The organism is Neorhizobium sp. 2083, assembly GCF_031455615.1.
Lineage (GTDB): Bacteria > Pseudomonadota > Alphaproteobacteria > Rhizobiales > Rhizobiaceae > Neorhizobium.
On record NZ_JAVDTC010000004.1, the window covers coordinates 116242 to 134279 of the forward strand.

Consider the following 18038-nt stretch of genomic DNA (forward strand, 5'->3'; position numbering starts at 1 on the left):
AGCGCCTTTTTTTGTTTAAGCCAGCGTGTAGGCGGTCTTCACCACGGTGAAGAATTCGGCGGCATACTTGCCCTGTTCGCGCGGACCGAAGGAGGAGGCCTTGCGGCCACCGAACGGCACGTGGAAGTCGACGCCTGCCGTCGGCAGGTTGACCATCACCATGCCGGCCTCCGAATTGCGCTTGAAGTGGGTCGCATGCTTGAGGCTGGTGGTGGCGATGCCGGCGGAGAGGCCGAACGGCGTGTCGTTGGCAATCGCCAGCGCTTCTTCGTAGTTCTTGGCACGGATGACCGATGCGACCGGCCCGAAGATTTCCTCGCGGGAGATGCGCATCTGGTTGGTCGCTTCGGTGAACAGCGTCGGCTGCAGGTAGAAGCCGGGGGTATCGCGCTTCACGAGTTCGCCACCGAAGGCGAGCTTGGCGCCCTCGTTTTTGCCGATCTCGATATAGTCGGTGTCCTGCTTCAGCTGCTTGTCGTCGACAACCGGGCCGATATGGCTGCCGGCCTTCATGGCGTTGTCGACATTGAGCGTCTTCAGCCTTTCGGTGAGGGCCGCAACGAACTTGTCGTGGATGCCTTCCGTGACGATCAGGCGCGAGGAGGCGGTGCAACGCTGGCCGGTCGAGAAGAAACCGGAATTGGCGGCCGCTTCGACGGCGACGGAAAGGTCGGCGTCGTCGAGGACGACCATCGGGTTCTTGCCGCCCATTTCGAGCTGGAACTTGCGGTTATGCTCGATCGAGGCGAGCGCCACGCGCTTGCCGGTGCCGGTGGAACCGGTGAACGTGATGCCGGCGAGGTCCGGGCTTTCGAGCATGGCCTGGCCGACGACCGAACCGCGGCCCATGACGAGGTTGAGCACGCCCTTGGGCAGGCCGGCGCGGTGCAGAATATCGACGATCGCCCATGCGCAGCCCGGCACGAGGTCGGCCGGCTTGAAGACCACCGTGTTGCCGTAGCAGAGCGCCGGCGCGATCTTCCAGGCCGGAATGGCGATCGGGAAATTCCAGGGCGTGATGATGCCGATGACGCCGAGCGGTTCGCGGGTGATCTCGACGCCGATGTTCGGGCGTGCGGACGGCACCATCTCGCCGGTGAGCCGCAGGGCTTCGCCGGCGAAGAAATCAAAAATCTGGGCGGCGCGGGTGACTTCGCCGATCGCTTCGGGAAGGATCTTGCCTTCCTCGCGGGCGAGAAGCGCGCCGAGCTCTTCCTTGCGGGCAAGGATCTCGTCGGAGGTCTTTCTCAGGATCGCGTGGCGTTCCAGGATGCCGGAGCGCGCCCAGGCGGGGAAGGCAGCCTTGGCAGCTGCGATTGCCTGCTTGGCATCGTCTGCGCTGCCTTGGGCATACATGCCCACGACATCATTCGTGTCGGACGGATTGATGTTCTTCGAAGCGTCTGAGCCGACCCATTCGCCGGCGATCAGGTTCTGGTAGATGGTCATGGACCTCTCCTTTCATGTGAAAGGTCCCGCCAGGGAGCGGGACCGTCAGGTAAAGCTTGTTCGGTCGCTTATCTGAAAATGCTTGGCAGCCAGAGCGACAGGGATGGGACGTAAGTCACGAGCAGCAATACTGCGATGCTGGCTCCGAAGAAAGGCCAGATCGTGCGCATCGCTTCACGTATCGTGATGCCGCCGACCGCGCAACTGACGAAGAGCACGGTTCCGACCGGAGGCGTGTTGAGGCCGATGCCGGCGTTGAGGATCATGATGACGCCGAAATGGACCGGATCGATCCCGAAGGCCTTGACGACGGGCAGCAGGATCGGGGTCGAGATGATGACCATCGGCGCCATGTCCATGAACGTGCCGAGGACCAGCAGGATGACGTTGATCATCAGGAGCACGACAATCGGATTGTCCGAGATCGCTCCGATCGCCGCGATGATCAGCGTCTGGACCTGCAGGAATGCCATTAGCCAGCCGAACGAGGCGGCGGTGCCGATGACCAACAGAACCATCGCCGTGGTGCGCACGGCGCCCATCACGGCCTCGACGAAACCTTCCCAGTTCAGTTCCCGATAGACGAGCATGGCGACGAGGAAGGCGTAGAGGACGGCGATGCAGGAGCTCTCCGTTGCCGTGAACACGCCGGAGCGGACGCCGCCGAAGATGATGGCGATCAGCAGGATGCCGGGCAGCGAGGCCAGCAGGTAATATCCCACGCGGGCAAAGCCCGGGAAGGGATCGGCCGGATAGCCGCGTTTGACGGCAACCCACCAGGCGGTGAACATCAGCGCCCCGGCGAGCAGCAGGCCGGGAATGATACCGGCGGTGAAGAGGTCGGCCACGGAGACGTTGCCGCCTGCTGCGATCGAATAGAGGATCATGTTGTGCGAAGGCGGGATCATCAGCGCGATGATGGCGGCGTTGGCCGTCACGTTCACCGCATAATCCTTGTCGTAACCGCGGGCGGCCATCTGCGGGATCATCAATCCGCCAACGGCCGATGCGTCCGCCACGGCCGAGCCGGAAATGCCGCCGAACAATGTCGAGGCGACGACGTTGACCTGGCCGAGCCCCCCGCGCATATGGCCGACAAGGCCGGCTGCGAAACGGATGAGCCTGTGGGCAATACCACCGCGCACCATCAGGTCGCCCGCAAAAATGAAGAACGGGATCGCCATCATGGCGAAGACGTTCATGCCGGAATTCAGCTGCTGGAAAACGACGATCGGCGGCAGGCCCATATAGAGGACCGTCGCGAAGGATGCGATGCCGAGGCAGAAGGCGATCGGCATGCCGATCAGCATCAGGAGGGTGAACGAACCGAAAAGAATGGCGTAGGCCATCACGCGGCCTCCTGCACGAGAATGTCGGCGGCCACTTCCTCGCCGATTGCGACATCGACGAAGCGCTCAAGAGCGAAAAGGGAAATCATGGCGCCGCCGACGATCATCGGGAAGAAGTCCGTCCCGCCGGGCCAGCCCAGAACGGGGATAGTCGCCGACCATGTGCCCATGGCGAGCAGCGTCGAATAATAGGCCATGCCGATGCCGAACAGCACGATCAGGCCGAGGCTTATGAGATCCATGGTCTTCTGGATAACCGGCGGCATCACGTAACGGACGATGTCGAGCCCGAGATGAACGCTCTCACGCACGCCGACGGCGGCTCCGAGCATGATGAACCAGGACATCAGATAGAGCGACAACGGCTCGGACCAACTGGGCGAGTCGTTCAGGATGTAGCGGCCGAACACCTGCCAGCCGACGATGATGGTCATGGCGATGATGCCGAGGCCGGCGATATAAAGCGACAGGCGGCTCAGCCCGCCCAGAATTGGTTTGATGGCCAACATGAAGTTTCTCATGACCCAGTCCTCCTCGATCCGGCGAGCGCTCCCAGGCACCGGAAATGAAAAACCGGCCCTCGTGAGGAGGGCCGGTCCTTGTTTCTTTGAGTTACTTGACCGCCTGGATCTGTTCCAGCAGCGCCTTCTGCTTCGGATCGGTCACGAACTTGTCGTAGACCGGCTTCATGACGGCCGAGAATTCGTCCTTGTTGACCTTGATGACGTTGGCGCCGCCGGCGCGGACCTTGGCTTCCGAGGTCTTTTCGCGGGCGGTCCAGAGTTCGCGCATCTTGCCGACAGAATCCTTGGCTGCCTGGCGGACGATCTTCTGGTCTTCCGGCGTCAGCTTGTCCCAGGAGATCTTCGACATGACGAGGATTTCAGGGTTCAGCGAGTGCTCGGTCAGGGTGTAGTTCTTGGCGACTTCATAGTGACGGGCCGATTCATAGGAAGGCCAGTTGTTTTCAGCACCATCGACCACGCCGGTTTCGAGCGATGAATAGACCTCGCCCATCGGCATCGGGGTCGGGTTGGCGCCGAAGGCCTGCATCATGGCGATCCAGAGGTCGGACTGCTGGACGCGGATCTTCATGCCTTTCAGGTCGGCAAGCTTGGTGATCGGCTTCTTGGTCGTGTAGAACGAACGGGCGCCGGAGTCGTAATAGGCAAGACCGATCAGGCCGTGCTTTTCGAAGGCGGCGAGGATCTGGTCGCCGATCGGGCCATCGACGACCTTGTGCATGTGGTCGGTCGAGCGGAACAGGAAGGGCAGGCCGAGAACGGTGGTTTCCGGCACGAGGTTGTTGAACGGCGCGGCATTGACGCGGTTCAGGTCGATGACGCCGAAACGGGTCTGCTCGATCGTGTCCTTTTCCTGGCCGAGAACCGAGTTGTTCATCACCTGGATCTTGATGCGGCCGTTGGTGCGCTCGGAGACGAGCTGGCCCATGTATTTGACCGCGTCCACGGTCGGATAACCGTCCGGATGGATGTCCGCCGAGCGGAGCGTGACCTGGGCATTGGCAGCGGTCGCGGCGAGCGCGATGCCGAAGGCGAGGCCGAGCATTTTGGCGAGTTTCATATTGTCCTCCTCCGTTATTCGCCGGCGCCTCCACGCGCCGGTCGTTTGGGTATTCGCCTCCCGTAGCCGCCGCCCTGCCGTTTATTGCGCGGACAGGCCGTAAAGCTCTTCGGGGTTTTTCACGAGCGCGAGCTGGCGCGCCTTGTCGTCCGGGAGCCAGCCCAGCACGGTATCGGTGAGCGCCACGTCATCGGGATAATCGGCCTGTTCGCGGGCAAGGTTGTGCGGCCAGTTGGTGCCCCAGACGATGCGTTCCGGCGCGTATCTGGCGATCTCGCGGGCAACGGCTGCGACATCGGCGTAATCCGGGCCGCCGGCTTTCGAGGATTCGTAGACGCCGGCGAACTTGAACCAGCATCTGCCGCCGTCGATCAGCCGCTTGACCGCGCCGATCTGGGCGCTGTCGGGCGTGACGCCGGCGAAGAATTTTCCGTGGTGATCGAGGACCCAGCGGGATTTCAGCTTTGCGAGCCGTGCCTCGTGATCGAGAATGTTGCTCCCGTCGAACTGGACGGCGAGCATCCAGCCCTGGGATGCGGCCCTGGCATCGACGGCTTCGAGTTCGGAGAGGTTCACCGCGCCGCCGGGCAGATCCATGATCCGGGCGCCGACATTGCCGGCGGCGGAAAGGCGCTCCAGCTCGGCGTCCGATGTCGTCGAGTCGATGACGCAGACGCCGCGGGCGATCGAGCCGAATTCCGCAAGGCAGGCATTGAGATTGGAGTTGTCGCGCTGCTGCGCATTGCCCTGGGTGACGATCACCCGGTCGATGCCGAGCCAGCGCATGAATTCAAGGTATTGGGTCGGCGTCGGCAGGTCTCCCGCCGGCAGGCCGGGGCCGCCGGGCAGGGAAGGGTAGCCCGGCAGATAGGCATGCATCTGAGTATCGACCGCGCCCTTGGGCAGCTTTGTCTTGGGCGGGGTGCCGGAAAGGGTGCGGACGAGCATCAGTTGTCTCCCATGCGGAATTCTTTGAGCGCATCGCGGTTGATTTCGATTCCAAGCCCTGGGCCGTCTGGAATCTGCACCACGCCGCGCTCGTGTTCGATCGGGGTTTTGATCACCGCCTGACGGAACGGATTGTGGGTACGGTCGAATTCGAGGATCGGTTCGATCGGGTTGACGCGAACCGGGCTCGGGATCATCGCCGCCATGAACTGCAGGGCGGCGGCGATATGGACGGCGGTGCCCCAGACATGCGGCACGACCCGGATGCCATGGAGAGCCGCCAGATCGGCGACGCGTTTGGCTTCGGTAAAGCCGCCGACGCCGGCAAGGTCGGGCTGGAGAATATCGACGGCGCGGGTTTCCACCGGCTCGCGCATGCCCCAGCGGGTGTGCCAGGTCTCGCCGCCGGCAACCGGGATCGGCTGGCGGGCGCGGACTTCGCGGTAGGCGGCAAGCTGTTCCGGCACGACGGGTTCTTCGAACCAATCGATGTTGAGCTCCACAGCCGCCTGCCCGAACTTGATCGCCTCGATGGCGTCATAACCATGGTTGGCATCGACCATCAGGCGCATGTCGGGGCCGACGGCATCGCGCACGGCACGGATGACGCGCAGATCTTCCTCGATGCCGAAACCGATCTTGATCTTGCTGGCGTGGAACCCCTCGTCCCAATAGCGGGCGACGTCCGTTGCGTTGTCTTCGACCCGGTCGACGCCGTCGCGCTTGAAGCTGCCGGTCGCATAGGCCTTGACGCTCTCGCGGAAACGGCCGCCGAGCAGGATCGAGACGGGCACGCCGAAATGTTTGCCCTTGATGTCCCAGAGCGCGATGTCGATGCCCGAAAGCGCGGTGACGGCAAGGCCGCGCTGGCCCTGGTCGCGCAACGCATTATAGAGCCGCGCCCAGATCTTTTCGGTTTCGAGCGGGTTTTCGCCGATCAGCCAATTCGCATAAGTCGCGACCACGGCAGCATTCGGCCGGGCCGGGCCCAGGCATTCGCCCCAGCCGATCGTGCCATCATCACACTCGATCTCGACAAGCACATGGGCACGGCGATCGAAGCGCATCGAGGCGCTTTCGAAGGCGACGTCGAGCCTGTGTTCGAGAAGATGTGTGCGGACCGAGACGATCTTCATGGCGTTACCGCTTGTGGGAGCCGATGAGCTTCAGAAGCATGTCTTCTTCTTCCGCCGTCAGGTCGTCGAGCGGCGGGCGCACCTTGCCGGCATCGAAGCCCTGCAGGCGCACGCCTGCCTTGATGGCGGCGACAGCGTAACCCTTGCGGCGGTTGCGGATCGCCATGAAGGGATAGAAGAAGTCCTTGAGGATCTCTTCGCAGCGGGCGCGGTTGCCGGCTCGCAGCGCCTTGTAGAATTCAACGGCGAGGCCCGGCACGAAGTTGAAGACTGCCGAGGAATAGGTGGTGAAGCCGGCGCCGAGATAGGCTTCGGCGAACAGTTCGGCCGTCGGCATGCCGCCGAGATACATCAGCCGGTCGCCCATCGTCGCGGTGATCTGTCGGACAAGTCCGATATCGCCGCTGCCGTCCTTGAAGCCGACCAGGTTGGGGCACTCGTCGCAGAGGCGCTTCAACGTATCGACCGAGAGAATGGAGTTGTCGCGGTTATAGACCATGACGCCTATGCCAACCGACTGGCAGATGCGCTTCACATGCTGGTAGAGGCCTTCCTGCGGCGCATCGATCAGATAATGCGGCAGCAGCAGGATGCCATCGGCGCCGGCCTTTTCGACCGCGCGGGCCATTTCGACGCCGACATGGGTGCCGAAACCGCAACCGGAGACGATCGCGGTCTTGCCGGCCGCTTCCTTGGCCGCAGAGACGATTGCGGGGACTTCATTGGGAGACAGCGAGAAGAATTCGCCCGTGCCGCCGGCGGCAAACAGGACCGGTGCGTCAAAGCCGGACAGCCACTCGACATGGCGGCGATAGCTTTCCGGCTGGAACTGGCCTTCCTTGTCGAAATGGGTGACGGGAAAGGACAGCAGGCCGGCACCAAGTGCGACCTTGATTTCTTCAGGCGTCATCATGCGGATTTCCTTTGTAAGCGTCTCCTCCAGACAAAAATTGTCGTACAGGTTGCGCAGACTTGTGTCAACAAGTCATCTTACAGATTCGCGGAGCTCCCGAAGCAGGGTGCGATAACGCAGCTGCGCACCCCTCAGATGCCGGCGCATGGCGTCACGGGCACGGTCTTCGTCGCCATCGGAAATCGCCACCACGATGGCGTTGTGCTCTTCGTCGAGCAGCTTGATATAAGCAGCCTGATCGGGCTCCGAATCGTCCGGGCGCAGGGCTGCGCGCGGGATCAGGCTGCGGCCGATCATCGTCAGGAACTCGCGGAAGCGGGGATTGTTGGTCGCTTCGGCGATTGCCAGATGCAGCGCGAAATCGGCCTCGCTGGTCGGTTTTCCCGCCTCGAAACAGGCCCGGACCGCGTAATGGCGGTCGAGGATGACCTCTTCCTGGGCGGGCGAACGGCGAAGGGCGGCGAGGCCCGCTGCCTCGACTTCGACGGCGGTCCGGAGCTCCAGGAGCTCGATCATCGAGGATACGCGGGCAAGATCGATGTTCGAAAGGGACAGCAAAACCGGCTGTGCTGCGCCTGAAGGCTCCAGCACGAAGACGCCGGCGCCCTGGCGGGCCTCCACCAGCCGGTCGGCGCGCAGCGATGCGATCGCCTCGCGCACGACGGTGCGGCTGACACCGTGCGCCTCGGTCAGCTGCGCCTCGCTCGGCAGGCGCGAGCCCGGCGGAAACTGCCCTGCCGCGATCGCCTGGCGCAACGTCTCTCCGAGGCGGGAAACAAGCGTTCTCGATCCCCTGCCGGTATCGAGTTTGGTTTCAACGCTCATTTCATTCCTCCCTGCTCGGCGGCGCATGACAATATGGCGCCGACCTATATCTCAAGTGGGTGACCACTCCAAACCGGCTTCAACTTATTGACCGTGTTTCTTCAACATGTATGATAAGTATCGACCCTTGTCACGAACAAGTTGGCCGCCATGCCGGCCGATGAATTGATTGCCGCGGTCGACAGGCCGCTTTCGGAGGATGATTTCTTGAAAAGACTTTTGATCACCGGTGCCGGCGGCGGCCTCGGACGCGCCATGCGCTCGCGCCTTGCCGGTTTTGCCGAGACGCTTCGGCTCTCCGATATCGTCGATCTCGGCACCCCCGGTCCGAACGAGGAAGTCGTCACATGCGACCTCGGCGACCCGGATGCGGTCATGAAGCTGGTCGAAGGCTGCGACGGTATCCTGCATCTCGGCGGCATCTCCGTGGAAGACAAGTTTTCCAAGATCCTCAATGCCAACCTGCTCGGCCTCTACAACATCTACGAGGCGGCGCGGGCCCATGGCCAGCCGCGGATCCTGTTTGCCAGCTCCAACCATGTCGTTGGCTTCTATCGCCAGGACGAGCATATCGACGTCAAGGCTCCGATGAAGCCGGATGGGCTCTACGGCGTGTCGAAATGCTTCGGCGAGGCGCTGGCGCGGATGTATTTCGAAAAATTCGGTCAGGAGACGGCCCTCGTCCGGATCGGCAGCTGTTTCGAGAAGCCGATCAACCACCGCATGCTGTCGGGCTGGATGTCCTATGACGACTTCGCATCCCTGATCGACTGCGTGTTTCGCGCGCCGATGCTCGGCTGCCCGATCATCTGGGGCATTTCCGACAATGACAGCAAGTGGTGGGACAATTCCCACGCGTCCTATCTCGGCTGGAAGCCGAAGGACAATGCCGAACGCTTCCGTGCCGAGCTCGACGCCAAGGGGCGCCCGGAACCGACATCCCCGGCCGCAGTCTACCAGGGCGGCATGTTCACCCAGGACCCGATCTTTTCGGAGAGCTGAGCCGGCTAAAGCGGGGTTCTTGTTTCCGGCTTTCGAACCCACCACATCAGCTCCTTCAAAGACCTTCTCTTGTCCGAGAAGGTGTTTTCCGGAGTTCTTGTCATGGGATTTATCGATATCAATCCTCCCGTCCCCGAGGATGGCGCGCTTCTCGACGCCTATTCGGAGACGGTTGCCGGCGCCGTGGACCGCGTCGGCCCGGCCGTCAGCCGCATCGAGCGGCTCGGTGATAACGGTCACGGGTCTGGCTTCGCGGTTTCGCCCGACGGCCTGATCATCACCAACCACCACGTCGTGGCAGATGCCAGGACAGTGCGCATCCGCAGCGCCAATGGCGCGGTCGGGCAGGGCGCCGTTCTCGGCCGCGACGCCGATACCGATATCGCGCTGGTGCGTGCCGACATGGACGTGCAGGCCTGGGCACGGCTCGGCGATTCCCAGAAATTGCGGCGCGGCCATATCGCGATTGCGATCGGCAACCCGCTCGGCTTCGACTGGTCGGTGACGTCAGGCGTCGTCTCCGCGCTCGGCCGTTCGATGCGGTCCTCCACCGGGCGGCTGATCGACGACGTCGTGCAGACCGATGCCGCGCTCAATCCGGGCAATTCCGGCGGGCCGCTGGTATCCGCCTCAGGTGAGGTGGTCGGCGTCAATACCGCGGTCATCCGCGGCGCACAGGGCATCGCCTTTGCTGTGGCCTCCAACACGGCCAACTTCGTCGTTTCGGAAATCCTGCGTTTCGGTCATGTGCGGCGCGCCTTCATCGGCATCGTCGTCGATACGACCGCGCTGCCGCGCCGCGTCGCGGTGAAGGCAGGGATGACCCAGGAAACGACGGTGCGCATCCGCCGCATCGACCCGGGCAGTCCGGCCGACCGCGCAGGCCTGAAGGAAGGCGATTTCATCCTGGCGATCGACGGCCAGCCCGTTGGCGGCGCCGACGATCTGATCCGTCTCCTTGACGGGACCCGGATCGGCAAGGACACGCCGATCTCCGTCTACGACCTCGACTCGCGGATCGTCGATCGCGTTCTCGTTCCGGCCGCTCGGCCTCATAACGGGGCGTGATGGGCGGATGCTGATGCGCTGGCCAATCCCGTGACGATTTTAGCGGCAATCGGCTGCCGGCCGAGGTGCTTTCCGACACTCTTGCCCGCCACGCGGTTCTAGGACAGGCGGGTCCTCAGCCGTGCCATCGCCGGTTCGTCGAAACCGAGACGGACGAGGTAGTCCCGCACGCTGCCGTAGTTCCTGGCGATATGGTCGAGCGCCTGGCGCATGCTGCGCGGCTCGGAGGCCAGGACGATATCGACGAGAGCGGCCGGCGTGCCGCGGCCAAGTGCGCGTTCCCTCAGCCTTGCGATCAGCGGCCCGGAAATCGTCGCCGTCAGGGCATAATCCTCGACAATGGTTGCTTCATCGACGCCGGCGTTGGCGAGCAACAGCGCAGAGATAACGCCGGTGCGGTCCTTGCCGGCGCTGCAATGGAAGAGCACGGCTCCTTCGGGCGCGTCGGCGATGGTTTTCAGGACTTCGGCGATCGCCGGCTGGCAGTCGTCGATCGCCTGGCAATAACGATCGCCCATGTCGAAGCTCAATGCGGCATTCGCCATCATCTCGACCGGTGCCAGCGCGGAAAACAGCGGCGTGTTGTGGTAGCGAATTTGGGCATGGTCGGTGAAGGGATTGGCTTCGATGGCGATCTCGTGGGCGTTGCGCAAGTCGATGACGGTGGCGAGCCCGTTGTCCAGCAAGGTGTCGATATCGGCCTCGCTCAGGCGGTGCAATGCGTCGCCGCGCAGGATCGAGCGCCAGCGGGTCAGGCCGCCGTTTGCGGTTCTGTAACCCCCGAGGTCGCGGACATTGTGGGCGCCTTCCAGCGCGATCAGGCGTTCGTAGCTCAGCATATCAGCGGATTCCGGATTTCATGAAGGATTCGATGACGTGGCGCTGCAGGACAAGGTAGATGACCAGGATCGGCAGGCTGGCGAGTGCGGCGGCCGCCATCAGCGGCCCCCAGAGATTGCCCTCCTGGGTCATGAACATCTGCAGGCCGATCTGGACCACCGAGTTTTCCGGCTTGCGCGACAGGAGCAGCGGCCAGAAATATTCGTTCCAGGCGGAAATGAAGGCGATGATCGACAGCGAGGCGATCGGCGCGCCCATGTTCGGCACGACGATCTGCCAGAGGATCTTCCAGCTTCTCGCGCCGTCGATGCGCGCCGCTTCGAGGATCTCGGTCGGGAAGGAGCGCATCGCGTTGTAGAGAAGCAGGATCGCAAAGGCATGCGCCGCGTTCGGCACGATGAGACCGGTCAACGTGTCGAGGAGGCCGAGCCGCGAGGCGAGCACGTAGTTGGGGATCATGGTGACCTGGAACGGCACCAGCCAGGAGAGGGCGATGAGCCCGTGGATGATGCCGGACAGGCGCATGCGCCAGCGCACCAGCGCATAGGCCGCAAACAGGCCGGTCACGACCTGGAGAAGGGCCGTGGCGGCGGAGACGATCGTGGTGTTGATCAGCATCCCGATCATCGGAATGCGGGTCAGCACGAAGACGTAGTTTTCGAGCGACGGGTTCGACGGCCAGAGCGACGTGGAGAAGATCTCGTTCTCCGGCCGAAGCGAAGTGACGATCATCCAGTAGATCGGAAAGATCGACAGGAAAGACAGGAGGATCATCACCGCATGCACCGCGAACCGGCGGGTCCTGCCGGACTTCGTTTCCGCAGAAGCGAGCGCGATCGAGGCATGGGAAGCGTCAATTGTCATAGACCGCAAACCTTTTCGTGAGCCACATGCAGCCCGCTGCGATGACCGCAAAACCGGCAAAGGCGATCATGCCGGCGGCCGAACTCCAGCCGGCCGACATGGTCTGGAATCCGTATTCCCAGAGCAGGTAGAAGATGTTGGTGGTCGATTTCAGCGGGCCGCCATTGGTGAGCACGTTGATATAGGCGAAGCTCCACTGCGCCCCGAACAGTATCGTCATCATCGACAGAAGCAGGATGGTCGGCGACAGCAGCGGCAGTCTTATATCGCGGATGATCCCCCAGCGGCTGGCGCCGTCGATGCGCGCCGCTTCGATATAGGAGGGATTGATGCCGGCATTGGCGGCGGAAAACAAAAGGGTGGAAAAGCCGATCAGCTTCCAGCCGGTGATCCAGGTCAGCGTCGCAAGCGCGTATTTCGGATCGGTCAGAAAACCGATGCGGCCGAGGCCGGTCGTCTCCAGGCCGAGCGTGATCAGCCCCTGGTCCTCGTTGAGCAACCAGCGCCAGAGGATGGCGGCGACCACGGGGGCGACGATCATCGGCACGAAGATCAGCGCGCGGTAGATCGTCCGGGCGCGGCCTTCGAGATCCTGGGTCCAGATCGCCACGAAGAGCGGAATGATCACCGACATCGGGAAGAGGCCGAGAATGTAGAAAAGCGTATTCCAGAGGGCGGCGCGCATCTCGGGCAAGGCGAAGAGGCGCTGGTAGTTGGTGAGGCCCACATAGCGCTGCGGCGCAGTCGGCAGCATGTTCCACTGGTAGAAGGAAAGCTGGAACGCCTCGACCAGAGGCACATAGGTCCACATCATCAGGAGGCAAAGCGCCGGCGCGAGATAGAGCCAGGGCTGTACGGTGAAGGTACTGCGCTGGCGGGCAGCCGTAGGTACCCGGGCAACGGAGAGCGGTCCTGCGAGATCGGCCTGGATATCGGTCATGAAATTTCCCCGAATGACCCCAAGGGGACACTGACGCCGGACGGGAAAGCGAGACCCGCCCGGCATCTCCTCGTGATGGTTACGGCATCAGCTCCTGGCTCTGGTTCTGGGCGGCCTTCAGCGTCGCGACCGGATTGCCCTGGCCGAAGACGGCTTCGCGCACCGAGTCCATCATCATCTTCTCGACCTGGCGGTAGTTCGGGCCGGGGAAGGCGACGTTGGCGGTGAGGCGGTTCAGCTGTTCCAGGTTGGCGCGGAACATCGGGTTTTCCTTGACCCAGGGGCCGAGGTAGTTCGGGTCGTCGACGATATCGAGGCGCAGCGGCAGGTAGCCGATCTTGCTGGTGATGATCGTGTAGGCTTCCTTGCTCGTCAGGTATTTCAGGAGCTCGTAGGCCGCGCGCTGCTTGGCGGGGTCCTTGCTGAAGACAAAAAGGGCGCTGCCGGAATTGGTCGGAGCGGTCGGCTTTTCGCCGAAGGACGGCATCGGGGCGATGCGCAGGTCGAATTTTCCTTGAGCGGCCTTCTTGTAGGCGCCGAGCGTCGCGGTCGTATAGACGAACATGCCGAGATTGCCGGCGGCAAAGGTGTCCGAGCCGCTGGCCGGGTCGATCTTGGCATGGGCGCCGCTATCGACCATGTCGCGCAGCATCCTGACGGCCTCGGCGGCATTCTTGTCCGCGAAGGTGAGCTTGTCGCCGTCGCGCACCTTGCCGCCGTTCGACATGACGATCGCCTGATAGACGAAGGTGCCGTCGCTCGGGCCGTAGGCGCCGGGGAAGAAGCCGTTCTTGCCGGTCTTTTCCTTGATCGCCTTGCCGGCGATGTTGACATCGGCCCAGGTCTTCGGCGGGTTGTTCGGGTCGAGGCCGGCCTGCTTGAATAGGTCGCCGTTGTAATAAAGGACGGGCGTCGAGAAGGTGTAGGCGAGGCCATAGGTCTTGCCATCGACCTTGCCGAGTTCGAGGCCCTTGGGGATCATGCCGGCGAGATGATCCTTGAGTTCGGCCGGTTTCACCATGTCCTCAAGCGCGTTGCCGCCGAGGTCGCTGGCGATGAAGATCAGGTCGCGGAAGGTCAGCTGGGCGACGTCCGGCTGCTTGCCGGCGACGATATCGGCCTGGACGCGGTTGATGATCTCGTTCGAGGGAACGGCGATCGTCTCGACCTTCACGTTCGGGAACTTCTTCTCGAAGCCGGCGATCAGTTCCTTGGTGGCCTCGGAGCCGATGCCGGCAGAGGCGAGGTTGTAGTTGTAGAAGCTGATGGTGACCGGCTTGTCGATGGTTGCCGGCATTTCGGCAGAGGCGCCGAGCGGCAACAGGGAGGCGGCGGTGAGCGTCGCCATGAGCTTGAGCGTGGTTCTGCGCAGCATGTTGCGTGTCTCCGGGTGAGGTTATTCAGCAGCAACGGGCATCGCCCGCGCCATCAGCAGTTCGAGCGGATAGGTGTTGAGTTCGGCGCGGTCGGACGGCAGCGGCACGAAGGCCATGGTGAGGCCGGACGGGCGGATGGTGCCGATGCCGAAGGAGGCGCCGCGCACCATGCGCAGGATGTCGGTGCGCAGGATGTCGGTGGCGGCATGCTGGCCGGTGCCGACGACGACCGGGATGCCGTGCCAGACCGAGACGCGGTCGTGATGGATATGGCCGCTGAGGATGCCGATGATGTTGCGGCCCTTCAGCAGCTCGCGAAAGCGCTCCGACTGCGGGAAATGGATCGTCCGCCAGTGAGCGGCATCGGCTTCCTCGCCGAGCGCCGGCGGGTGATGGACGACGATCAGCTTCGGCAATTCGGGATGGCTGTCGAGCGTCGAGGCGAGCCAGTCGAACTGTTCCGGATCGATCGTGCCGCCGATCAGGCCGGGGGTCGTGGAATCGATGGTGATGATGTGGATGCCGTCGATGATCGTGTCATGGTCGTAGGGCGCATCCGGATCATGGGTTTCGACGCCCATGCCCTCGTAGAAGCCGGGACGGGTGTCGTGGTTGCCGAGCGCGTAGACGACCGGCACATCGATCCTGGCATCGATGATCTCCTTCAGCCGGCGAAAACTTTCGGCGTCGCCCCGATTGGTGAGATCGCCGCTGGCGATGACGAATTGCGGCTTCGGCGTCACGGTCGCGACGAGATCGAGCACCTGGTGCAGCGTCTCGGTCGTGTCGCTGTGCAGGTGGCTGTCGTCGGCGGTGCCGATATGCAGGTCGGTCAGATGGATGAATGTGGTTTCGCGTCGCACCGGAGGCCTCCATGGTTTCGTCAGGAGGACCGTTAGAAGCGGTTTGTTTCCTGCGCGTGACGGATTTCGAATGCCGTTCGAAACCGGCTCAGCGACGGAACATCGGGGCGATGACCTCGACCATGCGGGCGATGACGGTGTCCGGATCGTCGAGGTCGATGCTGTAATTGGTCAGCACCTCGGTGCGCGACCGCGAACGGGTGACCTGCGAGCGGATGCCGAGCGCGCAATTGAGCCGCCAGCCGATATCGACCTCATCGAGCCAGGGCGCGATCCGCTTCAGATGCGGGATGAAAGCCCGATGATGTTCGACGTCGTCGATGATGCGGCGGTAATGGGGCGCGCGTTCCCGATGGGTCTTGGCCATCGAGGTGAAATGCGACAGGACCGGATAACTGGAGGTGGGATCGATGCTCCAGCGGATCGAGGGGCCGACAAGGGCTGCGATGACTTCATCGAGGTCCGGTGGATTGGGCGCCCGGCGGTCGGCGGCCTTGCGCAGCAGGCTCAGCCGTTCGGCATTGAGCCGCCGGTAGACACGCTCCGCGACCGCAGCGACGAGTTCCTCCTGGGAGCCGAAATGATAGCTGATGGCGGAAGGTGTCGCATGCGCCTCGATGGCGATCCGCCGCGCGGTCAGATCCTCCAGGGTCTCGGCTTCGCAAAGCAGATGCTCGCAGGCATCCATGAGCCTCATGGCTGTGAGATTGGCGCGACCGTGCATGAACTCACCCTCGATGAGGGCAGCCTAGACAGCTTCTGTGTAGGGTGGATGACAGCGCGGGAAAGCGCCTAGGCCAAATCCGGCCGGGCCGTTTCCTTGTCCAGCGGGCGGGCGAAAGGTGCGGGCCACGCATCCCTGTCATCGCCATCCTCGCCGTCCCGAAGCTCGTCCATCCGGTGCTTGATCGCCAGTGCATAGATCGTGTCGAGGATGTTGCGGTCACGCAGGTGGGGGTCGGTAAGGCCGAGCAAAGCTGCCCGGACGATTTTCTTGCTCGATGTTTTCGGGCAGCGTTTGCTGACGAATTTGAACAAGGCGTCGTCGGTGAGGCCATCCATGGCGCCGTCGACCAATGCCTCGTAGACCTTCCGCTTTTCCCCCATTAACTCCCCCACCAAATCACAATGCTCTGTCACATAACTGTCATCATCCATTTTGAAGGAAATATGGCAAGGCCCGGAACAAAAGTCGTGATGGATAGCGTTCACTGAAACACATCTGGCCGATTGAAACTGCGACACCGTCTTCGTAGGTTCTCGGCAATCGAAACGGGAGGATATGTGTGAGGGTAGGTGCAGCAATTCTCGGGACGGCGGCGTGTCTTTCGCTGATGCCGGTCGATGCATTGGCACAGAGCCAGTGGCAGCCGGTCGAGCAGATCCAGACCTATCCTGTCACGGGTGATTCCGGCGTCGATCTCTATGCCTCTATCGGCGAGCGCGGCCCGAAGATCGGCAGGGAGGTCCGGGCCATCGCCCATACCAATTTCAAGCTGACCTGGACGCGGGATTACCGGCCGCAGCCGGACGGCGCCTGCACGCTGGTTTCGGCGCGGCCGAAGCTGATCATCACCTACACGCTGCCGAAACCAGCATCGGCGCTTTCCCCCGAACTCAAGAAGAAATGGGATGTCTTCATCGAAGGCGTCCGCAAGCACGAGCTGCTCCACGGGGTCATCATCACCGACATGGTGAAGGAGATCGAGCGGGTGAGCGTGGGCTTGAGCGTTGCCGAGGATCCGAAATGCACAAAGATCCGGACTGAGCTGACGGCCAGGCTTGGCGAAATTTCGAAGGCGCAGCAGAAGCGCAGCAACGACTACGACCGGATGGAGATGAGCGAGGGCGGCAATGTCCACCAGCTCATCCTGCAATTCGTCAACGGCGCCGGCAAATAGGGCGCCGCTCGCAATGCTTCATTTGCAGTTAGCCGGATCGCGACGGCACCTATCGCCTGCGCATCACGTTGACGACGAGCACGCCAATGATGGCCATGACACCGCCGATTGCGCCGATCAGGGTCGGCACTTCGCCAAGCCAGAGGAAGCCGATCAGGGTCGCGGTTGGAGGCACGCCGTAGAGGAAATTGGCGGCCCGCGCGGCGGACAGCCGCTTCAAGGCGATTGCCCAGGTGACGTAACCGATCGCGGTCGGGAAGAGCACCAGGTAGACGATGCCCCAGTTCACATCCGCCGGAGCGGCGGCCAGCGCCTGCAGGGTGGACGGAACGGCCGGCAGCAGCGGAATGGAGCCGATCAGCATCAGCCAGGCGGTGACGGCGAGAGCCGGCATGCGGCCAAGTATCGGCTTCTGCAGCACGCTTGCGATCGCCGAGCAGAGCGCTGCGCCGAGAATGAGGATGGCGTTCGGATCGAGGTCGAAACCGTCGTCGCCGGAGGCCGCGATCAGCGCCACGCCGGCAAAGGAGATACCCGTCCCGACCCAGCCCCAGCGGCCGAATCTCTCACTGAGCGCAAACGTGGCGATCAGCGCTGTAAAGACCGGCATCGTGTTGATGATGAAGCTCGCCGGCCCTGCCGCCACCGTTCGCTCGCCCATGTTGAGGAAAATGGCATAGGCGGCGATGAAGAGCACCGCTGCGATGACGAGGCGAAGCAGATCGCTTTTGGCGGGAAGAGCCGGCCGGGCGGCGACAAGATAGAAGGCCGCGATCAAGGCGGCCGGGACATAACGCGCAGTCGCAAGCCCGATCGGCGTCAGCGGCCCGAGCGCGACGCGGATGACGGCGAAAGACGAGGCCCAGAAGACGATGGTCACCAGGATCGCCAGGAAGGCGATCGCATCAAATCCCTGTCTCTCGTCCGTTCCTGCATTCATGGCGACCGTGCTCATCTCTTTTCTCCATCGAAGCCAGGAG

Annotated in this window: 19 protein-coding genes; 3 read left to right on the top strand and 16 right to left on the bottom strand. The window is 62.9% G+C overall.

Annotation, left to right across the window (positions count from 1 at the left end; all coding sequences use genetic code 11):
- Window positions 1–15: 15 nt before the first annotated feature.
- The 8 genes from J2X76_RS16730 to J2X76_RS16765 form a co-directional block, all read right to left on the bottom strand.
- Complete coding sequence (locus tag J2X76_RS16730; protein ID WP_113127192.1) at window positions 16–1449, bottom strand: aldehyde dehydrogenase family protein; 1434 nt, start codon at window positions 1447–1449, stop codon at window positions 16–18.
- A 68-nt stretch (window positions 1450–1517) separates the two neighbouring features.
- Complete coding sequence (locus J2X76_RS16735; protein WP_310218232.1) at window positions 1518–2798, bottom strand: TRAP transporter large permease; 1281 nt, start codon at window positions 2796–2798, stop codon at window positions 1518–1520.
- Entirely contained in the window at window positions 2798–3319 is a 522-nt protein-coding gene (locus J2X76_RS16740) for a TRAP transporter small permease (protein WP_310218234.1), read from the bottom strand. The genes J2X76_RS16735 and J2X76_RS16740 overlap by 1 nt, the downstream gene beginning before the upstream one ends.
- Before the next feature lie 91 nt (window positions 3320–3410).
- Entirely contained in the window at window positions 3411–4382 is a 972-nt protein-coding gene (locus J2X76_RS16745; RefSeq protein WP_310218237.1) for a TRAP transporter substrate-binding protein, read from the bottom strand.
- Between the two features lie 81 nt (window positions 4383–4463).
- Window positions 4464–5330 (bottom strand): amidohydrolase family protein, encoded by an 867-nt coding sequence (locus tag J2X76_RS16750; protein ID WP_310218240.1) that lies wholly within the window; start codon window positions 5328–5330, stop codon window positions 4464–4466.
- Complete coding sequence (locus J2X76_RS16755) at window positions 5330–6466, bottom strand: mandelate racemase/muconate lactonizing enzyme family protein (protein WP_310218242.1); 1137 nt, start codon at window positions 6464–6466, stop codon at window positions 5330–5332. Before J2X76_RS16755 ends, J2X76_RS16750 begins: the two co-directional genes overlap by 1 nt.
- Before the next feature lie 4 nt (window positions 6467–6470).
- The gene (gene kdgD, locus J2X76_RS16760; protein WP_113127314.1) at window positions 6471–7376 is read right to left on the bottom strand and encodes a 5-dehydro-4-deoxyglucarate dehydratase; all 906 of its coding nucleotides are present in this window, start codon (window positions 7374–7376) and stop codon (window positions 6471–6473) included.
- A 75-nt stretch (window positions 7377–7451) separates the two neighbouring features.
- Window positions 7452–8204, bottom strand: coding sequence for a FadR/GntR family transcriptional regulator (locus J2X76_RS16765; protein ID WP_310218244.1), 753 nt, complete (start codon window positions 8202–8204; stop codon window positions 7452–7454).
- A 207-nt stretch (window positions 8205–8411) separates the two neighbouring features.
- Between J2X76_RS16765 and J2X76_RS16770 the strand changes: the two genes are divergently transcribed.
- The gene (locus J2X76_RS16770; RefSeq protein WP_113127313.1) at window positions 8412–9206 is read left to right on the top strand and encodes an NAD(P)-dependent oxidoreductase; all 795 of its coding nucleotides are present in this window, start codon (window positions 8412–8414) and stop codon (window positions 9204–9206) included.
- A 102-nt stretch (window positions 9207–9308) separates the two neighbouring features.
- Window positions 9309–10274 carry a trypsin-like peptidase domain-containing protein gene (locus J2X76_RS16775; protein ID WP_310218247.1) on the top strand — a complete coding sequence of 322 codons (966 nt, stop codon included), beginning with the start codon at window positions 9309–9311 and terminating at the stop codon, window positions 10272–10274.
- A 98-nt stretch (window positions 10275–10372) separates the two neighbouring features.
- Here the strand turns inward: J2X76_RS16775 and J2X76_RS16780 are convergent, their stop codons facing one another.
- The 7 genes from J2X76_RS16780 to J2X76_RS16810 all read right to left on the bottom strand — a co-directional run bounded on the left by J2X76_RS16780 (window position 10373) and on the right by J2X76_RS16810 (window position 16264).
- Window positions 10373–11113 (bottom strand): tyrosine-protein phosphatase, encoded by a 741-nt coding sequence (locus J2X76_RS16780; RefSeq protein WP_310218250.1) that lies wholly within the window; start codon window positions 11111–11113, stop codon window positions 10373–10375.
- A 1-nt stretch (window position 11114) separates the two neighbouring features.
- Window positions 11115–11978 carry a carbohydrate ABC transporter permease gene (locus J2X76_RS16785; RefSeq protein ID WP_310218252.1) on the bottom strand — a complete coding sequence of 288 codons (864 nt, stop codon included), beginning with the start codon at window positions 11976–11978 and terminating at the stop codon, window positions 11115–11117.
- A complete protein-coding gene (locus J2X76_RS16790; protein ID WP_310218254.1) occupies window positions 11968–12918 on the bottom strand; it encodes a sugar ABC transporter permease in 951 nt (316 codons plus the stop codon). The genes J2X76_RS16785 and J2X76_RS16790 overlap by 11 nt, the downstream gene beginning before the upstream one ends.
- Window positions 12919–12997: 79 nt before the next feature.
- Window positions 12998–14293: an ABC transporter substrate-binding protein gene (locus tag J2X76_RS16795; RefSeq protein WP_310218257.1), complete on the bottom strand. Its 1296-nt coding sequence runs from the start codon at window positions 14291–14293 to the stop codon at window positions 12998–13000.
- Between the two features lie 21 nt (window positions 14294–14314).
- Window positions 14315–15157, bottom strand: coding sequence for a metallophosphoesterase (locus tag J2X76_RS16800; protein WP_310218260.1), 843 nt, complete (start codon window positions 15155–15157; stop codon window positions 14315–14317).
- An 88-nt stretch (window positions 15158–15245) separates the two neighbouring features.
- Complete coding sequence (locus tag J2X76_RS16805) at window positions 15246–15881, bottom strand: TetR family transcriptional regulator (RefSeq protein WP_310218262.1); 636 nt, start codon at window positions 15879–15881, stop codon at window positions 15246–15248.
- A 68-nt stretch (window positions 15882–15949) separates the two neighbouring features.
- On the bottom strand, window positions 15950–16264 hold the full coding sequence (locus J2X76_RS16810; RefSeq protein ID WP_310218874.1) for a hypothetical protein: 315 nt from the start codon (window positions 16262–16264) through the stop codon (window positions 15950–15952).
- Between the two features lie 179 nt (window positions 16265–16443).
- Here J2X76_RS16810 and J2X76_RS16815 point away from each other — a divergent pair, with 179 nt between their 5' ends.
- Entirely contained in the window at window positions 16444–17058 is a 615-nt protein-coding gene (locus J2X76_RS16815) for a DUF922 domain-containing protein (RefSeq protein ID WP_310218265.1), read from the top strand.
- A gap of 49 nt (window positions 17059–17107) precedes the next feature.
- Here J2X76_RS16815 and J2X76_RS16820 read toward each other — a convergent pair whose 3' ends face one another.
- Window positions 17108–18013: a DMT family transporter gene (locus tag J2X76_RS16820; RefSeq protein WP_310218268.1), complete on the bottom strand. Its 906-nt coding sequence runs from the start codon at window positions 18011–18013 to the stop codon at window positions 17108–17110.
- Window positions 18014–18038 lie beyond the last annotated feature (25 nt).